This is a genomic window from Kribbella sp. VKM Ac-2568, from assembly GCF_004345365.1.
In the GTDB taxonomy this organism is placed as follows: domain Bacteria; phylum Actinomycetota; class Actinomycetes; order Propionibacteriales; family Kribbellaceae; genus Kribbella; species Kribbella orskensis.
In genome coordinates this window covers 185,296-203,413 of the sequence record NZ_SLVF01000014.1, presented here as the reverse complement: position 1 = coordinate 203,413, position 18,118 = coordinate 185,296, and the positions used below count along the sequence as shown (strand labels likewise).

Here is an 18,118-nt window from a genome sequence, read left to right as displayed (position 1 = left end):
GAAGGGCAACAGCCGTGACGGATGACACCACCGACCGGGACGCAGCAGGAACCGTCGCCTTCGCCTAGGAGATGGGCGTTCTCAAGCGACTCCGCCGATCTGGTTGGTGGCACGTTGGCGTGCGTGACCCAGAATCCGTCGCTGAGCACAGCCTCAGGGTCGCTCAACTCGCCGCCCTGATCGCCGCCGAGGAAGGCGGCGACCCGGCGCGTGCCGCTTACCTGGGCCTGTGGCACGACTCCCAAGAGACCCGCATCGGCGACATCCCCCACAGCGCGCGGCCGTACGTCGACGCAGCGAGCAATGAGCGGATCACCGAAGACCAAACCGCCGTGCTACCTGACAACGCGGCCAAGAGCATCCGCGAGGCCGTCATCGAGTACGAGGCAGTCGAGACCATCGAGGCCCGCTGTGCCAAGGACGCCGACCGCCTCGAATGCCTCATGCAAGCCGTCGAGTACGGAGAAGCTGGCTACAAGCGCGTCGACGGCTGGATCGAATCCTCCCGGGCCCGTATCCAAACCCTCTTCGGCCGCCGCCTCGCCGAGGCAGCCCTCCACACCTCTCCACTCGCCTGGCGCGACCGATGACATAGCGGTTCACGGGATCGCGTCCTCGGTTCGAGTCATGGCAAGCAGGCGGGTGCGACTTGCGCAGCGGCGCAAAGCAGCCGGTCATAGCCAGGAGAACTTGGCTGCCCTGTGCGGTGTCGACCGCTCAACAATTGTGCGGTGGGAAGCCGCTGACACTGCGCCTCAACCGTGGCTGCGCCCCAAACTTGCTGAGGCGATAGGTATTACGGTCCACGAGCTTGATGGATTGCTCGACGACATTTGTGATCCAATCGAGCGACGCGATGCTGTCCCGGGCGCGCGGCCCGGCATGTCAGTCAGGTTGAGCGACGGTCCACGCTTGGACGCTGTCGTGGAGCTCCTCCGCGAGCAGTGGCATCTGCTCGTCAAGACAGACAACCTGCTCGGCCCTCGACATGCGCTCAGCGGAGTGCTTGGCCAACTCGACACCATTGACGAGCTGCTCGCCACAGCTGGCACCGCCAGTCGACCGCAGGTGGTGCGCCTCGCTGCGCAGTACGCCGAGTCCGCCTCGTGGCTCTATGAGGACAGCGGCGGGATAGCTGAGGCGCGCTAGTGGAGCGGCCGCGCTTTGGAATGGGCCATCGATGCAAACGATCCGCTGATGACGTCCTGGGTTTTGTTCTGTCGTAGTCAGCAGGCTGTGCCGAGCGGCAATGCTGCCCAGGTGCTAGGGCTTGCTGGCGCGGCCCGTCGCGCAGCCCCCGATTTGCTCCCGCCCATGCGTGCCGCTCTCGACCAACAAGAAGCACAAGGGTTCGCCTTGGACGGCGATGAATCTGCTGCTCATCGGAAGCTGGATGACGCTCACACATGGGCTGCCGCTGACGCAGCCGGCGACGCGCGGACCGGGCACGGTTCCTTCTGTACGGCGAGCTACATCGAGGGACAACGTGCTGGGTGTTGGCTGCCGCTCGGCAAACCTGACCGGGCGATCTCCGTGTACGAGGCGACGTCGCCCGGCCTGGCTGCCGTGTCACAGCTCATGCGCGAGCTAGCTGTGGAGCCTCGGTAGTCATGGCGACAGCTCACGAAGAGGAGGCAATGCGTCGAGCTATCGCCTTATCGGCTTTGGGGCTCGGCTCGACGAGTCCCAATCCGCCGGTCGGCTGCGTAGTACTTGATGTCGAGGGCAACGTTGTTGGCGAGGGCTACCACCGCCGCACGGGCGAGGCCCACGCAGAATTCAACGCGCTTGCTGCGGCGGGGCAGCGGGCCCGCGACGGCACGGCAGTCGTCACGTTGGAGCCATGCAACCACCAGGGAACAACCCGCCCTGCAGGCAGGCCTTGATCGACGCAGGCATCGCGCGGGTGGTGATCGCGGTGATTGACCCGACGTCGCGTGAAGAGGGTGGGGCAGCGCGCCTCAAGGCGGCCGGGGTAGATGTCGAGGCTGACGTCCTGAGCGACGAGGCTCGCCTGGTCACAGGGCCATGGCTCGAAGCACTTGCATCAGGACTCCCGCACGTGCACTGGGCTTACGTGGTGGACAGCGAGTCGCGCCTGGATCCTGTTTCAGATGGGGTGGTGACCTTTCGGCCCGAGCTCGACGCGATTCTGACTTCCGACGGCCGGCTTGAGGAGGGCGTTCCCGGCGCGCATTCACCGGACGTGTTCTCATTGCTGGCGATGGCTGGAGTCGAGCCCACCGCGGTCTTGGCGGATCTGTTCAGTCGAGGCGTGCGGTCGCTGTTGGTATCTGGACGGACGAAGCTTGCGGTGGCCATGGCAGATTCGGGCCTGGTGAAGCGCATCACCATCTACGTCCCTCGACAGCCGGCGTCGAGCCGTCCCGCGGCGTCGGTCGGGCAGCTTCCTGACGCACCAGCCGGGTATGAAGTCCATGCTGTTGCGGCGGCTGGCCCCTACGTCAGGCTGGATCTCGTCAAGGATTGACAGGGACGCATCTCGCGCCACTCGGGCGGATGAGAACCGCTGGATAGAATGCAGCCATCGTCGAGGAGGTGGGAGGCGGGTATGGCGATCAGGCGACACCGCCCCGCACAGCACTACGACCCTGCACCGACGCCAGCACGTTTCCCTGTGCTGGGAGCCGAATCCCCCTGAGCCAGTCATCATCGGCGACGACCGGCGGCCTTGGCGACTCTGCCTTCGGAAACCTCTTCGGGGTCGTAGAGATCACCGTCGGTGGTGATGACGGCTGTGAAGTGGTAGTTGCCGCGTCCTACCGATCTGTCGAGGGTGCGCATGACGCGGGTGGCGTTGTCGTAGGGGCCTTGTTGGAAGTAGGGCTTGCCGTCCAGGCCGAATCGGATCTGGCTGGGCGGCTGCCAGGCGCCAAGGTGCGGTTTTGCGAGATAGAAATCCGGGTTGGGGTCGAAGCCCAGGCTCTGGGCGTACTCGACGGCGCCGAGCACCAGGTTCTGGGCGAGTTCGATCGGGGCGGGTAGCGGCTCGCCCTCATATGCGCTGAAGAAGTGGGCGAGATATGCGGTGAGGTCGCGTCGGTCCATCATGTGTGGGGGAACTGCGTTCTTGACGCCCTGGCAGTAGGTGTCCACGAGGTATCCGCAGACGCTGACCTCTTTGTCGCTGTGTTCGCGCACGACCGCGACGCTGGGAAGTCCGGCGCCCATGGCAAGCGGAGGAAGTTCGTCGTCGTCGATCCAGTCCGACGGCCGGTTCTCGATGGTCAATCCGTTGCTCCACTGCCGGGTGATCCAGCAACCGATGAGTTGTTTCTCCGGGGTGGTGGTGCCGCGATCCCGCCGTGGGGTTGCACCATTGTGTACCAGAGATACGGCCTTGGACCGTGGGATCCCCAGCGTGCGGGCGATCTGTTTGGGTGTGCTGCCGGCGGCCCGCAGTGCCTGCACGCGCGAAGCCAGATCGTCACTGTTCATTGCGACATCTTCATGCGGGATCCGAACTAGGTCAAAGCCTGGGTCGGGGCGCCGCAGCACTTCTTGTACTTCGTACCCGAGCCGCACCAACAGGGCTTGTTCCGCGGTGGCGGCCACTGGAAATAATGACCCTCGCTGTAGCGGGCGTCGAGATAGTCCCGCCGTGCGGCCGACGAGTCCAACGGACGGTCGCCGCCGGCGTCGAGGTACACGGCGAAGCTTTCGACGCTGCAGGGCACGGCATCGACCCGACGGGCTCCCCCGCTCGCCATGGCGTCCAGCTTGACCTCGAGGTCTTGGTAGTACTCCGACTGGCTCCCATCCTGGTCGATCGCGTCAGGCCAACGCTCGCGCGCCTGGTCGAACTCAGACCGCGGCCAGAACAAGAGCCGGACCTCGGTCGCCGCCCCGCGACGGGCATGCATCGTGTCCACGGCGTCTTCGATCGACGAGAACCGCCGACGGACGAGTTCCAGGAGCCCCTCCTCAGCCGGCACCAGTTGATCGGTCTGGTCGGGGGCCAAGCCCATCGCCGTCCGCACTTCACGGCGGCGTCGTACCAACATGCCAGGCGCTGACACCCAGCCGGCCCCGTCGCCGAGGGTTGCCATCTCGTCGGTCGTGAATCGCTCGGTCGCGATCGTGTACCAGGCCAGCGCTTCGGCCAGCTCGCCACGTTCTTCGAGCAATTCCGCCGCGAGCTGCCATCCGCCGCCGGCCGTCCGACGTGTCGCCTTCAGCGCCGCCAGTTCGGTGCGGGCACTCTCGTCCTCACCTATGCCGAACAGGTACTCGGCAAGCTCGACTCGCGCGTAATCCTCGTCCTCGCCGCCTTCGGCGATCAGGTCGCGCCAGATGATGACCGCCCGGTCCGGCTCGCCTGCCTCGAGCCAAGCGGCGGCGATCTCGAGCAGGATCTCGCCGCGCTGATCGGGGTACTCGTCGAGTTCAGCCTCCAACTCCCGGAGATGCGCCCGTGTGTCGTCAGTCGCCAATGCAAGTTGGTCCGCCACAGGATGACAATAGTCAGTCCTCCGAGCGAATCGAGTGAGCGGTACGGGCGTTTCGGCTTCTGGCTCAGCGTCAAAGTGAGCACATCGCGTCCTAGCCCGTAGGCCGCCACGGCCCAACGCTTCCTAATCGCAGGTGAAGGTGTCTCGGGACACCACGACGACACCGTTGGCGTTCATCGTGAACTTGCCGGATAGCCGAAGGCTGAGGGTCGAACCGTCGGTGCCCCGGAGCGTGCTTCGCAGCCGGTACTGCGACACGCGTGAGGTGTCGCCCTCCTCGGTAAAGGAGGTCACCACCGCGTTCACCTTCTCCCGGTACGTGCCCGAGTACGTCGGTAGTCCGGCGGCGTCCGGGATCAGTTCGACCAGGCCGTTGATCACGCCGTTGAGGTGGAACTCTCCCTCGGCTTGGCCGCCAGGCGCGGTGACCAATCGGTACCCGCCGGACCGGACCTCGTGGAACGTCCCCGCCCAGGAGACGCATGGGCCGTCGCCAGGCGCGAAGGGTTCGTAGGCGTTGTAGTCCTCGATGAGGAACGCGTGTTCGGCCCCGCCCGCCGCGGCCGCGGGGCCTGCAGTGACCCCGACGAGCGCGAAGGCGCCGAGCACGGTGGCCAGCTTGTGCTTCATGACATGACTCCTCTGACAACGATCTTGTTCAGCCGAATAGGCAGGTGATGGCGGCCGCGATGAAGGCGATCGCGCCGAGGATGAGTGCGGTCAGGGTGGCGGCGGAGAACGAGCCGACCCGGCGGCGGTGCTCGACGGCGAGTACGACAGCGACTGCACCGAAGACCTGTGGCCAGCCCGACCAGAAGGCGACGTACGTGACGGCCGCTGCGATGGAGAGACCGAGCGCTGTCGCGGACAGCCGCCTCGGCGAGCCGGCTCGGGCACGGAGACCGAGCCAGACTGCGATGAGCATCGCGGCGACCACGACCCCGACGTACAGGGCGATTTCCCACCCGCTGGTTGCCGGTCCTGTGTCCGAGTCGGTGTTGAGGTCGAACACGTCGCCGGCAATCATCGTGAGGCCGAAGGTGACTGCGCCGGTCGCCGCGGCGATCACCGGGTTAAGCACGTCGAATCGGTTCGACGTTGTGGTGGCGGTGCTCATGGGAGCCCCCTCTGGATGGAAGTGAGGCTTCGAGAGCACCACGGTTGGCCGCCAGGACGGATCCGTCACGGGACGGGGTCCGACCGGGAGGCCCTCCCGTACGCCCCGGGACTTCTGTCCCGGGACAGCCGGCCCGATCGGGCGCACACTTTGGGCATGGGAGCGGTGCGTGACGACGACCGAGTACGCCGGATCGGCGGCTGGTCGCTCGCTGCGCTCACGCTGCTCCTATTCGCGACGATCCCGTTCTCACTAGCGGGCGGCGTCATGTCCCGTCCCGAGGTCGTCGCCCCAGGCCCCGACCTGTGGTTGGGACTGATCGTTGCCGCATTCGCTATCTCGGGTGCCGCGCTGATCCAGGTGCGCCCACGGAACTGGATCGGCTGGCTCCTGGTCGCCTCGGGTTTGCTCCAAGTGACCAACGTGGCCGCCGATGCGTACGCCACGCGCGCGCTCACCGATCCCGACCAATCCCTCCCGCTGGGCCTCGCGGCTGTGTGGCTCGCATCGTGGACCTGGATCCCGTCGCTGCTCTTGCCGGTCATCGTGCTCCCACCGCTGTATCCCACCGGCCGACCGGCGTCCGCCTTCTGGTCGTGGCACGTGCGGGTGGCGCTCGTTGGCATCGGGCTGATCGTGCTGGCGGCCGCGACCAGCCCCGGTGGCGTTGACGACACCGTGCGCGGAACCCGGCTGCCGTGGGACGCCCCGACCTGGTGGGTGTGGGTAGTCGGGCTGTCGGCGGCCGCCCTCCTGATCTCCACCGCGGCAGTCACCGTGATCGGGACCCTGGTCCGCGCGATCCGCGCCAAGACCCCCGAGCGGCAGCAGTTGCTGTGGCTGCTCAGCGTGGTCGCAGCGATGGCGGCCACTGTCTTTACCGAGTACCGCGTGCTGTTCGGAATTGCCTACGGACTGGTTCCCGTCGCGGTGGCGATCGGCGTACTGCGCTATCGGCTGCTGGGCATCGAGGTAGTGCTACGTCGCACTCTGCTGTACGTCCCCATGACGTTGCTGGTCGCTCTCGTCATCGGCGGGCTCACCACTGCGTTCGCCCGGCTCGTACCCGAGGGACCGTTGCCGCTGCTGGCCGCGTCAGCAGTGGTGGCGGTGCTCGTGGTGCCCGTCGCCGGGCGGTTGCGGACCCTCGTCGATCGGCTGGTCCTGGGGGAGCGTGCCGATCCACTCACTCTTGTGGACCGGGTTGGTGCCGGTCTCGAGGTCGAGCACGATGACCCGGTCGCCTCGATGCTTGAAGCAGTCGCCTCAGCCGCCGGTACGTCGTGCGCCATCGTCCGGGACATCCACGGTGGGGTGATCGCCAAGGTGGGTGAGGCGGCGGAGGCAACGCTCGATCTCCCGCTGCGCCACAGGGGAGCGCAGCTCGGCACGTTGACCATCGGGCCGCGCCGCGGTGCAACTGGGGTCACCGAGCAGGATGCGCGGCTCGTGACAGCTCTCGCGCCGCACCTGGCTGTCGTCGTCGGCGCGGCACGGCTCGCCGAAGAACTCGCACGCGAACGCACGCGCGTCACCATGGCCACCCTCGCGGAACGGGACCGTCTCCGCAGGGACCTGCACGACGGGCTCGGTCCCTCGCTCGCCGGCATCGCGCTGGGTCTGCAGGCCGCAAGCGCCGCACATCGCATCGATCCCGATGCCGTACCCGCGCTGCTCGAGCGAACACATGCCGAGGCCGAGGTGGCGGTCCGCGAGATCCGCCGGGTCCTCGACGGGTTGCGGCCGACATCGCTCGACCTGCACGGGCTCGAAGGGGCAGTGCGAGACACCGCGTCCTCGCTCGGCATGGGTCATCCCGGTGGTCCGGCGTTCGATCTCAAGACGGATGCGTTGCCTTTGTTGCGGCCTCAGGTCGAGGAGGCGGCGTTCCGGATCGTGGCGGAGTCCCTGACGAATGTCGCGCGACACTCGGCCGCGGTGCACTGCGCCGTACGGCTCAATCAGGCGAACGGAGATCTTCGTATCCGGGTGTTGGATGACGGTAGGGGACTGAGTCCTGACGCCGGCTCGGGACATGGCCTCGACTCGATGCGCCGGCGTGCCGCCGATGTAGGAGGCAGCCTCCTCGTGGAAGCCGCGAACCCGCACGGGACACTCGTGACCGCAGTACTGCCGCTGGAGCTGTCATGATCCGCGTGGTGCTGGCCGACGACCACCCGATGTACCGGTATGGGCTGACCGCGATCCTCGAGCAGGCCGAGGCCATCGACGTGATCGCCAGCGTGGGGGACGGGGCGGCGTTGGTGAGTGCGGTGGGGGAGTTCTCGCCGGACGTCGTGCTCACCGACCTGTCCATGCCTCGCTTCGACGGCGTCACAGCGATCGCGCAACTGCTCGAGACGCAGCCCGAGCTGCCGATTCTCGTGCTCACCATGCACGAGGACGACGAGCACGTCTTCGCGGCGCTCCGCGCGGGCGCCCGCGGCTACCTCGTCAAGGGCTCCGATGGAGAGGAGATCGTCCGCGCCGTCCATTCGGTCGCCTCGGGTGAGGCGGTGTATGGCGGTGCGGTCGCCCGGCGGATCGTCGCGTTCTACTCCGGCCGTCAGGTCGAGTCGCCCACGGCTCGCGCCTTCCCGGACCTGACTCCTCGCGAGCGTGAGGTGTTGGAGTTGTTGGCCGCCGGCTGCCGCAACCACGAGATCGCCCGCCGCCTCGGCATGTCCGAGAAGACCGTGCGCAACCACGTCTCCCAGGTCCTCACCAAACTCCAGGTCCCCGACCGCACAGCCGCCGCCCTCAAGGCAAAGGAATCCGGCATCGGCAATCCTCCAGCCGGCTTTCGCTAACGCGCATGGCCCGTACTACGTGACGTCGTACGGGCGATGCGGTGTGCTGACGAGGTCCGGTGGGTCGTGCTGCGACTGCGTAGGCTGCTCGATGTCTCACAGTCGGCGGCGGTAGCGTTGCCCGCATGGCGCGCAACGACGATCCTCATCTGTCCCCGGCCAGCCAGGCTGAGCTGTTGGAGCAGTTCAAGGCGAGTCTTACCGGCCTGGGGGCCGAGGAGCTACGCAAACTGCTTCCGCAGGTTCTAGCCGCTGCGACGCCAGGGGTGTATCCGTTCGAACAGACACCACCGCCGTCGAGGCGGCGAGCTCGTCGTGACGACGTGACCACCTACCAGGTGCGTGTCGATCTCACAGGGACCAAGCCACCGGTTTGGCGGCGACTGGAGCTCGCATCTGACCTGTTCTTGAACGAGGTCCACGAAATCCTCCAGATCGCGTTCGGCTGGACCGACAGCCACTTGCACGAGTTCGCGTCGGGCAAGGACTACTACCACCACTTGACCGAGCACTACCTGTGTCCGTTCGAAGCCGACGAGGGCAAGACTGGCGTGCCAGAAGCGGACGTACGCCTCGACGAGGTCCTTGCGAAGCCGGGCGACAAGCTCCTCTACTTGTACGACTTCGGCGACGACTGGATGCACGTCATCAAGCTCGAAGCCGAGCGCCCGCGGGACGATTCCGCTCCAAGGGCCGTCTGTACCGACGGCCGCCGCCCTGGCCCGAGTGAGGACTGCGGCGGGGTATCCGGCTTTGAGTTGATCGCCGCTGCCCTCGATCCCGGCCATCCCGAGCATGCCGAGGCGGTCGCCGAGTATGCCGACATGTACGGCGGCGACGCCAACCCGGGCCATTACGCACCCACCCCGTTCGACCTCGAGTCGATCAACAAGACCCTGGCCGATCCCAGTGATGGCCGACTGGCTCTTCTTCTCGGACCGCTCGGCGAACTCGCGGACGCAATCCGCCCCATAGCCCAGAGATACCTGTTCGAGCAGATGATCGAAGACGCGGACCTGGACGCCTCTATTGAGCTTGACGCCGATACCGCGGCCCGGATGGTCTCGCCGTACAGCTGGCTGCTGGATCGCGTCGGGGCTGACGGCATCAAGTTGACCGGGGCCGGCTACTTGCCGCCTGTCCACGTGGAAGCCGCTATGGCCGATCTCGGGCTGGGCGAGGAATGGATCGGCAAGGGCAACCGTGAGATCCAGACCCTGCCAGTACTACACCTGCGAGAATCGGCACAGGCTATGGGCCTGCTGCGCAAGCATCGTGGAACGCTCGTGCTCACAAAGCGCGGACGTGCCGTCCGCAATGATCCGCTCGCACTGTGGTGGCATCTCGCCGAACAGATGCCACTACGCTCCAGGGACGCCTGCGAAACCCAAGCCGGGCTCCTCCTCCTCCTGGCCACTGTCGCCGCACGATCCACCGGTGACCCGTACAGGACGATCGCGGAGCTTCTCGCCGCGATCGGCTGGACGAACATTGATGGAACTCCGATGACGCCGTCGATGGCAGGCCAGGCGGCCTGGGACACCGATGCCGTACTGCACCGCGTCGGCGCCCTCATCGACGAGCCAGGCATCCACTGCCGGTCCGCGAAGTCCACACCGGAAGGCGTGGTGTTCGCCAGGGCCGCACTGCGCACCTGGCCCGGAACGGCGCACCACCAGGCGTAGTCCTCGGGGGGCAGCGGTCACTCGTAGGCGCCCCGCAGGGGTAGGGATGCTCTCGAGACAAACAAACAATCGCCCGTACGCCGACCGGTCGGCGTACGGGCGATTCGCTGACCGTACTCACACCATCAGTGTCACCAAGCGTAGTCCTCAGGGGCCGTCTTGTAGCCCGGGAAGATCTCGTCGAGGCGGGCCAAGGCCTTGTCGTCGAGCTTGACGTCGACCGCGCGTACTGCGGACTCGAGCTGCTCCATCGTGCGGGGGCCGACGATCGGGCCGGTCACCGCCGGCTGGTGGAGGAGCCAAGCGAGTGCGACATCTCCCGGCGCGTGTCCGAGCTCGTCCGCGAACGCCTCGTACTGCTCGATCTGAGGGCGCAGCTTCTCCACGGTCTCCCTGGAGCGGCCCTCTAGCCGGCGGACGCCCTCGTTCTCCTTGCGGAGCACACCGCCAAGCAGACCACCCTGCAGCGGCGACCAGGGGATGACGCCGAGACCGTATTCCTGGGCGGCCGGCAGCACCTCGCGCTCGACGTCCCGCACGATCAGGTTGTAGATCGACTGCTCGCTGACGAGCCCGGTGTAGTTGCGCTTGTCCGCGGCCGCCTGCGCCTGGGCGATGTGCCACCCGGCGAAGTTGCTGGACCCGGCGTACAGAATCTTCCCCTGCTGTACCGCGACCTCCATCGCCTGCCAGATCTCATCCCACGGAGTGGCCCGGTCGACGTGGTGGAACTGGTACAGATCGATGTAGTCCGTCTGCAACCGCTTCAGACTCGCGTCAAGTGCCCGGCGGATGTTGAGCGCCGAGAGCTTGCCCTCGTTAGGCCACCCCTCGCCCATGTCGCCGTACACCTTGGTAGCGAGCACAGTCTTGTGCCGGTTCGCCGGGTCCTTCGCGAACCACTCACCAACGATCTCCTCAGTACGCCCCGGGTAGATCGACCGCCCGTACCCGTTGGCGGTATCGAAGAAGTTGATCCCCTTCTCATGGGCCGCATCCATGATCGCGTGGGAGTCCTCCACGCTCGTGTGCGGCCCGAAGTTCATCGTGCCCAGGCAAATACGGCTGACAGTAAGGCCGGTCCGGCCAAGATGAGTGAAGTCCATACCTCCAACCTCGCGCCGCCAAGTGCAGATGTCCAACAGGGGAATCCGCTCAATACGATCGCTGCAGCTGATAACTGGATCGGTAGACCCTTAGGTCCGAGGCTCGCGTAGTTGTCCTACAGTCTCGGCGATCTGATCGGCGACCAGCTCTGGCTTCTCGTGCTCCCAGAAGCGCAGCACGGTCCACCCCGCGGCCCTCAACATTCCGTCCGTATGCCGGTCTCTCGTCTGATTGGCCCCGATCTTCTGCAGCCAGAAGGCCATATTGGTTTTCGGTGTCTGGAAGTGTTCGACGCAACCGTGCCAGTAGCAACCATCGATGAAGATTGCGAGCTGGAGGCGCGGGAACGTGATGTCTGCGCGGCGCCGACGGTCGAACTCAAGAGGTGCGTTCACCCTATAGCGTAGTCCGCGCGCGTGAAGCAGGGAGCGGATCGCGAGCTCGGGAGAAGTGTCCCGGCCGCGGTTCGCCTGCATGTTGCGCCGGACCGCTGGTGACGAGGCCCACGACTTCATCGCGGGTCGTTCGGGCTGGGTTGTCGGCACGATGACCTAGTCTTCCGTTCGACACACGAGAGATCTACCAGCCACGCTCTCGGTCCCGTGCAATCGTTAGTTCTGATCATGGAGGTGGCATGTCCCGCACTCTGCCGAAGTCTCTAGAGGTGACGCCATCAGCAGCTCGCCTGACCGGCTCCCTACGAGACATCGGTTACGACTTCCACACGGCCATCGCTGACTTGGTGGACAACTCGGTTGCTGCGAACGCGACAAGAGTAGACGTCGAGATCGCCTTCGATCCCGGCGAATCGTATGTCACTATCAGTGATGACGGTGACGGTATGTCAGCGAACGGGTTGGTAGAAGCGCTGAGATATGGCACTCGCCGGGCGTACGGTCGCGGCGACTTGGGCCGCTTCGGGCTTGGACTGAAGACTGCTTCATTATCGCAATGTCGCAGGTTGACGGTTGCTTCACGACGCTCGGCGTCGGTGGCTCGGATCAGTACAAGGACTCTCGATCTCGATCTGATCGAGGAGTGGGATGAGTGGCTGATCGTTGACGACGAACCAACGGAGCTGCTCCGGCGTGCGACCAGTGCGTTGGGGGAGGGGCCGGGGACGGTGGTCATCTGGCAGAAGTTGGACCGCGTTCTGGCCGGCAGGCAGGCCGAGACCGGGTGGGGTCGTCGGCGGATGGCCGGTTTGGCGCAGAAGACTGCGCAGCACCTCCGGATGGTGTTCCACCGGTTCATCTCTGGCCTACCCGATGGCCGGCAACTTGTGTTGTCCGTCAACGGTGAGAAGTTGAAGCCATGGGATCCTTTCGCGGTGGATGAGCTGGCGACGGTGTCATTTCCTCCGCAGCTCTTCGAGCTGGAGGTCGGTGGGACGACCGGCGAGGTTGCAATGCGCGGCTTCGTACTGCCGCCCAAGAACAAGTTCTCGTCCCCGGCCGAGTTCGAGGAACTCTCGGGTCCTTTGAAATGGAATCGACAACAGGGGCTATATATCTATCGTGCGAATCGCATGGTCCAGTTCGGAGGCTGGAGCGGCCTCCGCGCGGTCGACGAGCACACCAAGCTCGCGCGTGCCTCGCTCGACTTCGACACTGACCTGGACGAGGCCTTCCAGATCAACGTTGCCAAGATGCGGGTCAATATCCCGCCTTCGCTCAAGCAGATGCTGGAGCGGCCGGTTCATGAGCTCTGCGTAACTGCTGATGACACCTACCGGAAAGCCAGTCGTTCAAAGCCTGCTGCAACCACGTCCGACCGCCGGCAGGTCGACCTGGGGGACGTCGGGGTCTCACTCCGAGCTGCCGCTATGGAAGCCGGTCAACTCGGAGCGCTCACACAGGCATTCGAGGTTCTGAAGGTGCGCAACCCGGACCTCTGGAAGGCCCTCGGGCTAGACCGATGAACCTGCCGCGTCCATCGTGACGGGGGAGGAGCTGCACGCACGGCTGAGCGGGCATCTATCGCACGCAGGCTCAGTCGGACCGCAGATGTCCGACGCGAGCTCGATGAGGGCAAGATGCGCCTGCCGACTGGCGAAGCCATAGCCAATCATCCGCGCGACGGCCAGCCTCCCGTCCGTCTTCCGGTTGCGACGGTCGATTGTTTCGCCGACGAACCGTGCCGCCACTCTGAGGACTCCCTTGGTGACGAGGACCGGCTCTTCTCCGTCATCCGCTGCACCTTCAGGGACAACGAGGGACGCCAGATCGGCTTCCGCCTCCGTGACCAGTCGCTCCGTCGCGAGCTGGCGTACAGTTGCGTCGTCGAGCGGTGGTTCACCGCGTCCTGTTAACGCCGTAGCGATCTGGCCGACTGCTGATGCTCGTCCTTCGCGCCCTATCCAGCCGCCCATCATCAGCAGCTCTTCTTGATGGTCAGCGACGTCACGCGGCGACTTCCACCGTTGCAGCAACGGCCACAGCGAGTTGATGCTAGTGGTCGGAGCGCGGTCCAGCAGACGCTCGGCCATCAGAACCTGCCAACGGTTCTCGGCCTTGAGCCAAGGCAGAAAGAGATGTTCTGTCGCCTGGAACCAGGCGGCCAGGCTTGCGGCAAGTTCTTCAGAGGTGAAATCAGCGCGCTGGCCCCGGCCGAGAGCCTCCTGTATGCCGGCCCCGATCACTGCTCCCAAGCGGGGCGGGACGGCGTTTCCGATCTGACGGAAGGCCGCGGACGGCGGACCGGCGAAACGAAAGTGATCCGGGAATGTCTGGAGGCGGGCAGCTTCGCGGATCGTCAGCGTACGGTTCTGAACAGGGTGGATATACCAGTAGCCGTCTTTGGCGATATGCGCGGTGATCGTGCGCGAGAGGTCGTCACCGTCCAAGCGCTTGTACTTGTCGTCGAAGATGTCATCCCTGTAGCGCTTCAACTCGTCCGGCAGCTCCGAGTAGCGCATATTCGAGCCGAGTAGCTCGAACGCAACCGCATCGTCCTCACGGACAGGGCGAGTGATGTGGTCGTAAACCTTCTTGTGGGCGTCGGGGTCAACCTGACGGCGCATGGCCTTCTGGAACTCAGTGACCGGGCCGTCATACTCCGCCCATCCCTCGGCGCCACCGGCCGGCCGCCAGCCACCTGCAACGGGTGGCAAGTCCGAAATGGCATTGCTGACCGTGACCTTCTTCTCCGTCTCCGCAGGCCACTCGAAGACCTGACGATCCCGCAATGCGACAAGGATCAGCCTCTGCCGGAACTGTGGAACGCCGTAACGCCAGGTGTCGACGATTCTCTCTTCGACGGCGTAACCCATCTGCTCCAGTTCAAGCACCATCGTTCGCAGGATGAAGATCTCGCGGTCGAGCGCCATGTCCGGAACGTTCTCCATGATCACGGCCGACGGGCCGGCAAGGCGGACAACTTCCAAGAAGGAACGCCAGAGATCCCGGCGTTGATCGATCGGCTCGCGAAGGCCCTGCCGGACTCGGTGTCGAATGCCCGACCTTCCAGCTTTCGAGAACGGCTGACAGGGCGGTCCGCCCGCCAGGACGTCCACCCCACCTTTCTTGACCAGATGAGCGACCTTCTCGACGACACGCGGATCCCCGAGATCCCAGTCGACCATCAGGCCACCGAAATGGTGACGATGTGTCTCCAAGGCTTCAGTATCGTGATCGGCGGCTAGGACGACACGCATGCCTGACTGTTCCAAGCCGTGGCTGAGACCACCAGCGCCAGCGAACAGATCTGCGGCGAGGAGCTGCCCAGATTTCTTGCGTAGCCGGTCACACAGTTCTAGGTATGACTCCTCGGTCGTGCAGTGCTCGGGATGCGGTTCAAGTCGTACGAAGGGGCCCCGAACGAGCTTGACCCCCATCTTGCGTTGCCCAGCGGTCGTCATCATCACTCCTTCGCCGCAGTCTAAGGGGCCGCCAGGAGGTCAGAGCCGGACGACACGGTCTCACTCATCCGATGCTTCCCGTCCGAGGAGGGGTGCCGTCGTGGCGCGCCGTAACGCTGCAGGCAGCCGAACGATAGACGCGCTAGTGGCACAACGTGGCCACCCAGCACGTCAGTGCGCCGAGTATCTGGTGGAGCTCATCGCTCAACGGTAACGTCAGGCTACGGAGCGCGATGACAGTGATTTCATAAACTAACGAGGGGCTCGCGTGGGGATAGACCGGCAGGCACATCCAGAAGCAGACCGGCGCGGAAGTATGCCTTTCACGCGCGGAAGTATGCCTTTCACGCCTGGGGCTCTGCGCTGCACTATTCCCGGCAGGTGGATTGTATGAGTGAGTCATTCAGTGATCTGGATGCTTTGAGCGCCGACGATCCAGTGATCCGGAACCTCGCTCGGACGATGCGCGACGGTCGCGGAGTCAGCCTCGAGCAGGCGGTCGCGGAAGCCCGGGAGTACATCGACCATGCCCGGGTGGATGCTGCGGCCGCACGGATCAGGGAGTTGGCCGAGCAGATTCAGACGGCGCAGAATCCGAGGGCGGTGGTTGCCGGAAACATCGAGTCCTGGTACGCCGGACCGCGGGCCGAAGACCAGAACTGGACCTCGCTAGTCGAGATCCTTGAGGCTGACGGGTGGGGAGGAGACGCGTTACGCGACCTGGATGACGCCTCAACCAAGGTCGTTGCCCAACTGCCCAATCCTCATGGCCAGACTGACTATCAATGTCGTGGCCTTGTCCTCGGGTATGTGCAGAGTGGCAAGACGACGAACTTCACGGCCGTGATCGCGAAGGCCGCGGATGCAGGTTATCGATTCTTCATCGTCCTGTCCGGCATCCACGACGCACTCCGCCAGCAGACGCAGGACCGCCTGAACGAGCAGCTCTGGGAGCGGAATCCCGACTTGTGGAACCGTCTCACCAACGAAGGCGACTTCCGCGCGACCGCAAATGTGGATGCCCTGCTGGCTACGCGGAACCAGCGGGTGCTGGCGATCGTGAAGAAGAACGGACCCAGGCTGCGTGCCCTGAACAAATGGTTGTTCGCAGCGCGTGCGAATGTCCTCGCGGACTGTCCAGTACTCATCATCGATGATGAGGCGGACCAAGCGACTGTCAATACCGCGAAGCCGGACCGCCAGCCAAGTACGATAAATAGCCTGATACGCAGCATAGTCAACAAGCTTCCGAAGTCTGCCTATGTCGGCTACACGGCAACGCCGTTCGCCAATGTTCTGATTGATCCGAAGAATTATGAGGATCTGTACCCGCGGGACTTCATCGTTGACCTTCCCAGGCCGGAAATCTATATCGGGCCCGAGGCGATCTTTGGGCGGGAGCCGATTGAGTTCGATGCGGAGGACGTCGGCGACGACGGCCATGACTTCGTCCGCAGCGTCGCCATCGAGGAGATCGACGGGCTCCGCCCTCGCGGGGCGGCTACCCGGCATGAATTCGAACCGACGATCACGCCGAGCCTGGATGAGGCGCTGAAGTACTTCCTGCTGAGTACCGCTGCGCGCAGGATCCGCGCCAAAGGCAATCGCCATGCGACGGCGCTCGTTCACACTTCACAACACATCGATGTGCACGAACGCTTGGCTGAGGCGATCAGCAGTCACCTGGAATCACTCGCGAAGGCGCTCGCACGGCGCGACGCAGATCTCGTCGCAGCCTTGGAATTTGTCTGGCAGGAGGAATGCAAGAGGGTTCCGGCGTCGGACTTCGGACAGTCAGCGGTGGAGTGGGACGATGTCCTGGCGCTGTTGCCGGCGGTCGCAGAAGATGCAGTGGTAGTAACCGATAACTCGCGCAGCACCGAGCGGTTGAACTTCGATGATAGCGATCCGCGAGTGATTGTAGCTGTGGGTGGTAACACTTTGTCGCGTGGACTGACCCTGGAAGGGCTGGCAGTGTCGTTCTTCGTGCGTACTGCATCTGCATACGACACGTTGCTCCAAATGGGAAGGTGGTTCGGATACAGGAACGGATATGCGGATCTGACCCGGATCTGGATGACAGATGAGATGCGTGAGTGGTTCCATCACCTCGCCACGGTCGAGCAGGAAATAAGGTACGATATCGAGCGTTATGAGAGAGAGCACGTCAAACCGGATGTCCTCGGTGTCAATATTCGCACCCATCCGAAATTGGCTATTACTGCGGCCTCGAAGATGCAGACCGCGCGGCAAGCGGATATCTCCTACTCTGGGCGACGGATCCAGACCATCCTGTTCAATCATCGTGATCCTGATTGGCTCGGAAATAATATCGCGGCCGTGAAAAGTCTTATGGACTCCGTCCATGATAGTGTAATCACGCAAGTGAGACCCGGTATAACGGTCGTCGGTCCGGTTTCGTCAGTGCGTGTTGTAGAATTCTTGGACGCATATAAGTTCCATGAGAACAGTCGGGATCTCGACAGTGGTCTTCTGCGGCGGTACATCGAGGCGCGGCGGGAGGAGGGGGAGTTGATGCACTTCAAGATCGCAATCATGGCTAGGGCGGGTAAATCTGATTATCTCGGCGATGTCGACCTCGGTCTGCCGGAGCTGTCCGGTTGCATAAACCGCGCGCGCCTGAAAGTGGTCGGTGGGGCTACGTACGCTGATATCAAGACGCTCATGAGCCGCAACGACCGCGTGATCGATCTCGGGATATCCGCAGCTGAGTTGTCCGGCGAGATCACCAACGCAGACATGGCTAGGATGAGGAACCTTCCCTCGCAAGGCGGCCGAGGTGATGGTTCCGGGATTCTTCTTGTCTACCCCGTATCGAAGGATAGTCGGCCGGTGCGAGGGACGGCGAAGACAAGAATCGACCTCAAAGCTGCCGATCATGTGATCGGTCTCGGTCTCGTCTTCCCTGAAAGCAGCTCAAGGGCAGCGAAGCTTGAGTATCTGACGGCAGATGTCGCGTCCATGAGTGTGGAAGTGGAGGCTCCCGACGAGGCCGACGAGCCGGACGAGTCGGACGCTGACCGGGGCGCGATGTGATCGACGATATC

At 64.4% G+C, this 18,118-nt stretch carries 16 protein-coding genes and 1 pseudogene; 10 read left to right on the top strand and 7 right to left on the bottom strand.

Features of this window, described 5'->3' with window-relative positions; translation table 11 throughout:
* Positions 1–71: 71 nt before the first annotated feature.
* From EV648_RS34415 to EV648_RS44435, 5 genes and pseudogenes are all read left to right on the top strand, one after another.
* Entirely contained in the window at positions 72–590 is a 519-nt protein-coding gene (locus EV648_RS34415; RefSeq protein WP_132299283.1) for an HD family hydrolase, read from the top strand.
* Between the two features lie 37 nt (positions 591–627).
* Positions 628–804: pseudogene (locus EV648_RS45365) on the top strand (helix-turn-helix transcriptional regulator); the annotation flags it as partial.
* 108 nt (positions 805–912) lie between these two features.
* On the top strand, positions 913–1,149 hold the full coding sequence (locus EV648_RS44440; protein WP_241995879.1) for a hypothetical protein: 237 nt from the start codon (positions 913–915) through the stop codon (positions 1,147–1,149).
* Between the two features lie 461 nt (positions 1,150–1,610).
* Positions 1,611–1,886: a hypothetical protein gene (locus EV648_RS34405; RefSeq protein ID WP_199234973.1), complete on the top strand. Its 276-nt coding sequence runs from the start codon at positions 1,611–1,613 to the stop codon at positions 1,884–1,886.
* On the top strand, positions 1,883–2,491 hold the full coding sequence (locus EV648_RS44435) for a dihydrofolate reductase family protein (protein WP_199234972.1): 609 nt from the start codon (positions 1,883–1,885) through the stop codon (positions 2,489–2,491). The genes EV648_RS34405 and EV648_RS44435 overlap by 4 nt, the downstream gene beginning before the upstream one ends.
* Before the next feature lie 179 nt (positions 2,492–2,670).
* Here EV648_RS44435 and EV648_RS34400 read toward each other — a convergent pair whose 3' ends face one another.
* The 4 genes from EV648_RS34400 to EV648_RS34385 form a co-directional block, all read right to left on the bottom strand.
* Positions 2,671–3,519: a hypothetical protein gene (locus EV648_RS34400; protein ID WP_199234971.1), complete on the bottom strand. Its 849-nt coding sequence runs from the start codon at positions 3,517–3,519 to the stop codon at positions 2,671–2,673.
* The gene (locus EV648_RS34395) at positions 3,486–4,472 is read right to left on the bottom strand and encodes an SEC-C metal-binding domain-containing protein (RefSeq protein WP_132299281.1); all 987 of its coding nucleotides are present in this window, start codon (positions 4,470–4,472) and stop codon (positions 3,486–3,488) included. The genes EV648_RS34400 and EV648_RS34395 overlap by 34 nt, the downstream gene beginning before the upstream one ends.
* A 123-nt stretch (positions 4,473–4,595) precedes the next feature.
* Entirely contained in the window at positions 4,596–5,102 is a 507-nt protein-coding gene (locus EV648_RS34390) for a hypothetical protein (protein ID WP_132299280.1), read from the bottom strand.
* A gap of 28 nt (positions 5,103–5,130) precedes the next feature.
* The gene (locus EV648_RS34385) at positions 5,131–5,589 is read right to left on the bottom strand and encodes a hypothetical protein (RefSeq protein ID WP_132299279.1); all 459 of its coding nucleotides are present in this window, start codon (positions 5,587–5,589) and stop codon (positions 5,131–5,133) included.
* Between the two features lie 156 nt (positions 5,590–5,745).
* Here EV648_RS34385 and EV648_RS34380 point away from each other — a divergent pair, with 156 nt between their 5' ends.
* From EV648_RS34380 to EV648_RS34370, 3 genes are all read left to right on the top strand, one after another.
* Positions 5,746–7,740, top strand: a complete 1,995-nt coding sequence (locus EV648_RS34380) for a sensor histidine kinase (RefSeq protein ID WP_158294149.1) — start codon at positions 5,746–5,748, stop codon at positions 7,738–7,740.
* A complete protein-coding gene (locus EV648_RS34375) occupies positions 7,737–8,399 on the top strand; it encodes a response regulator transcription factor (protein WP_132299277.1) in 663 nt (220 codons plus the stop codon). Before EV648_RS34380 ends, EV648_RS34375 begins: the two co-directional genes overlap by 4 nt.
* Before the next feature lie 125 nt (positions 8,400–8,524).
* Positions 8,525–10,084, top strand: coding sequence for a plasmid pRiA4b ORF-3 family protein (locus EV648_RS34370; RefSeq protein ID WP_132299276.1), 1,560 nt, complete (start codon positions 8,525–8,527; stop codon positions 10,082–10,084).
* Between the two features lie 131 nt (positions 10,085–10,215).
* Here EV648_RS34370 and EV648_RS34365 read toward each other — a convergent pair whose 3' ends face one another.
* Positions 10,216–11,190, bottom strand: a complete 975-nt coding sequence (locus EV648_RS34365; RefSeq protein WP_132299275.1) for an aldo/keto reductase — start codon at positions 11,188–11,190, stop codon at positions 10,216–10,218.
* A 90-nt stretch (positions 11,191–11,280) separates the two neighbouring features.
* A complete protein-coding gene (locus tag EV648_RS34360) occupies positions 11,281–11,736 on the bottom strand; it encodes a very short patch repair endonuclease (RefSeq protein WP_241995877.1) in 456 nt (151 codons plus the stop codon).
* Between the two features lie 89 nt (positions 11,737–11,825).
* On the opposite strand from EV648_RS34360, the gene EV648_RS34355 reads away from it, so the two are divergent.
* Positions 11,826–13,112 carry an ATP-binding protein gene (locus EV648_RS34355; protein ID WP_132299274.1) on the top strand — a complete coding sequence of 429 codons (1,287 nt, stop codon included), beginning with the start codon at positions 11,826–11,828 and terminating at the stop codon, positions 13,110–13,112.
* Here EV648_RS34355 and dcm read toward each other — a convergent pair.
* A complete protein-coding gene (gene dcm / locus EV648_RS34350) occupies positions 13,101–15,050 on the bottom strand; it encodes a DNA cytosine methyltransferase (RefSeq protein ID WP_132299273.1) in 1,950 nt (649 codons plus the stop codon). The two genes, EV648_RS34355 and dcm, sit on opposite strands and share 12 nt — an antisense overlap.
* A 390-nt stretch (positions 15,051–15,440) precedes the next feature.
* Between dcm and EV648_RS34345 the strand changes: the two genes are divergently transcribed.
* Positions 15,441–18,107: a Z1 domain-containing protein gene (locus EV648_RS34345; RefSeq protein ID WP_132299272.1), complete on the top strand. Its 2,667-nt coding sequence runs from the start codon at positions 15,441–15,443 to the stop codon at positions 18,105–18,107.
* The last annotated feature ends 11 nt before the right edge of the window (positions 18,108–18,118 follow it).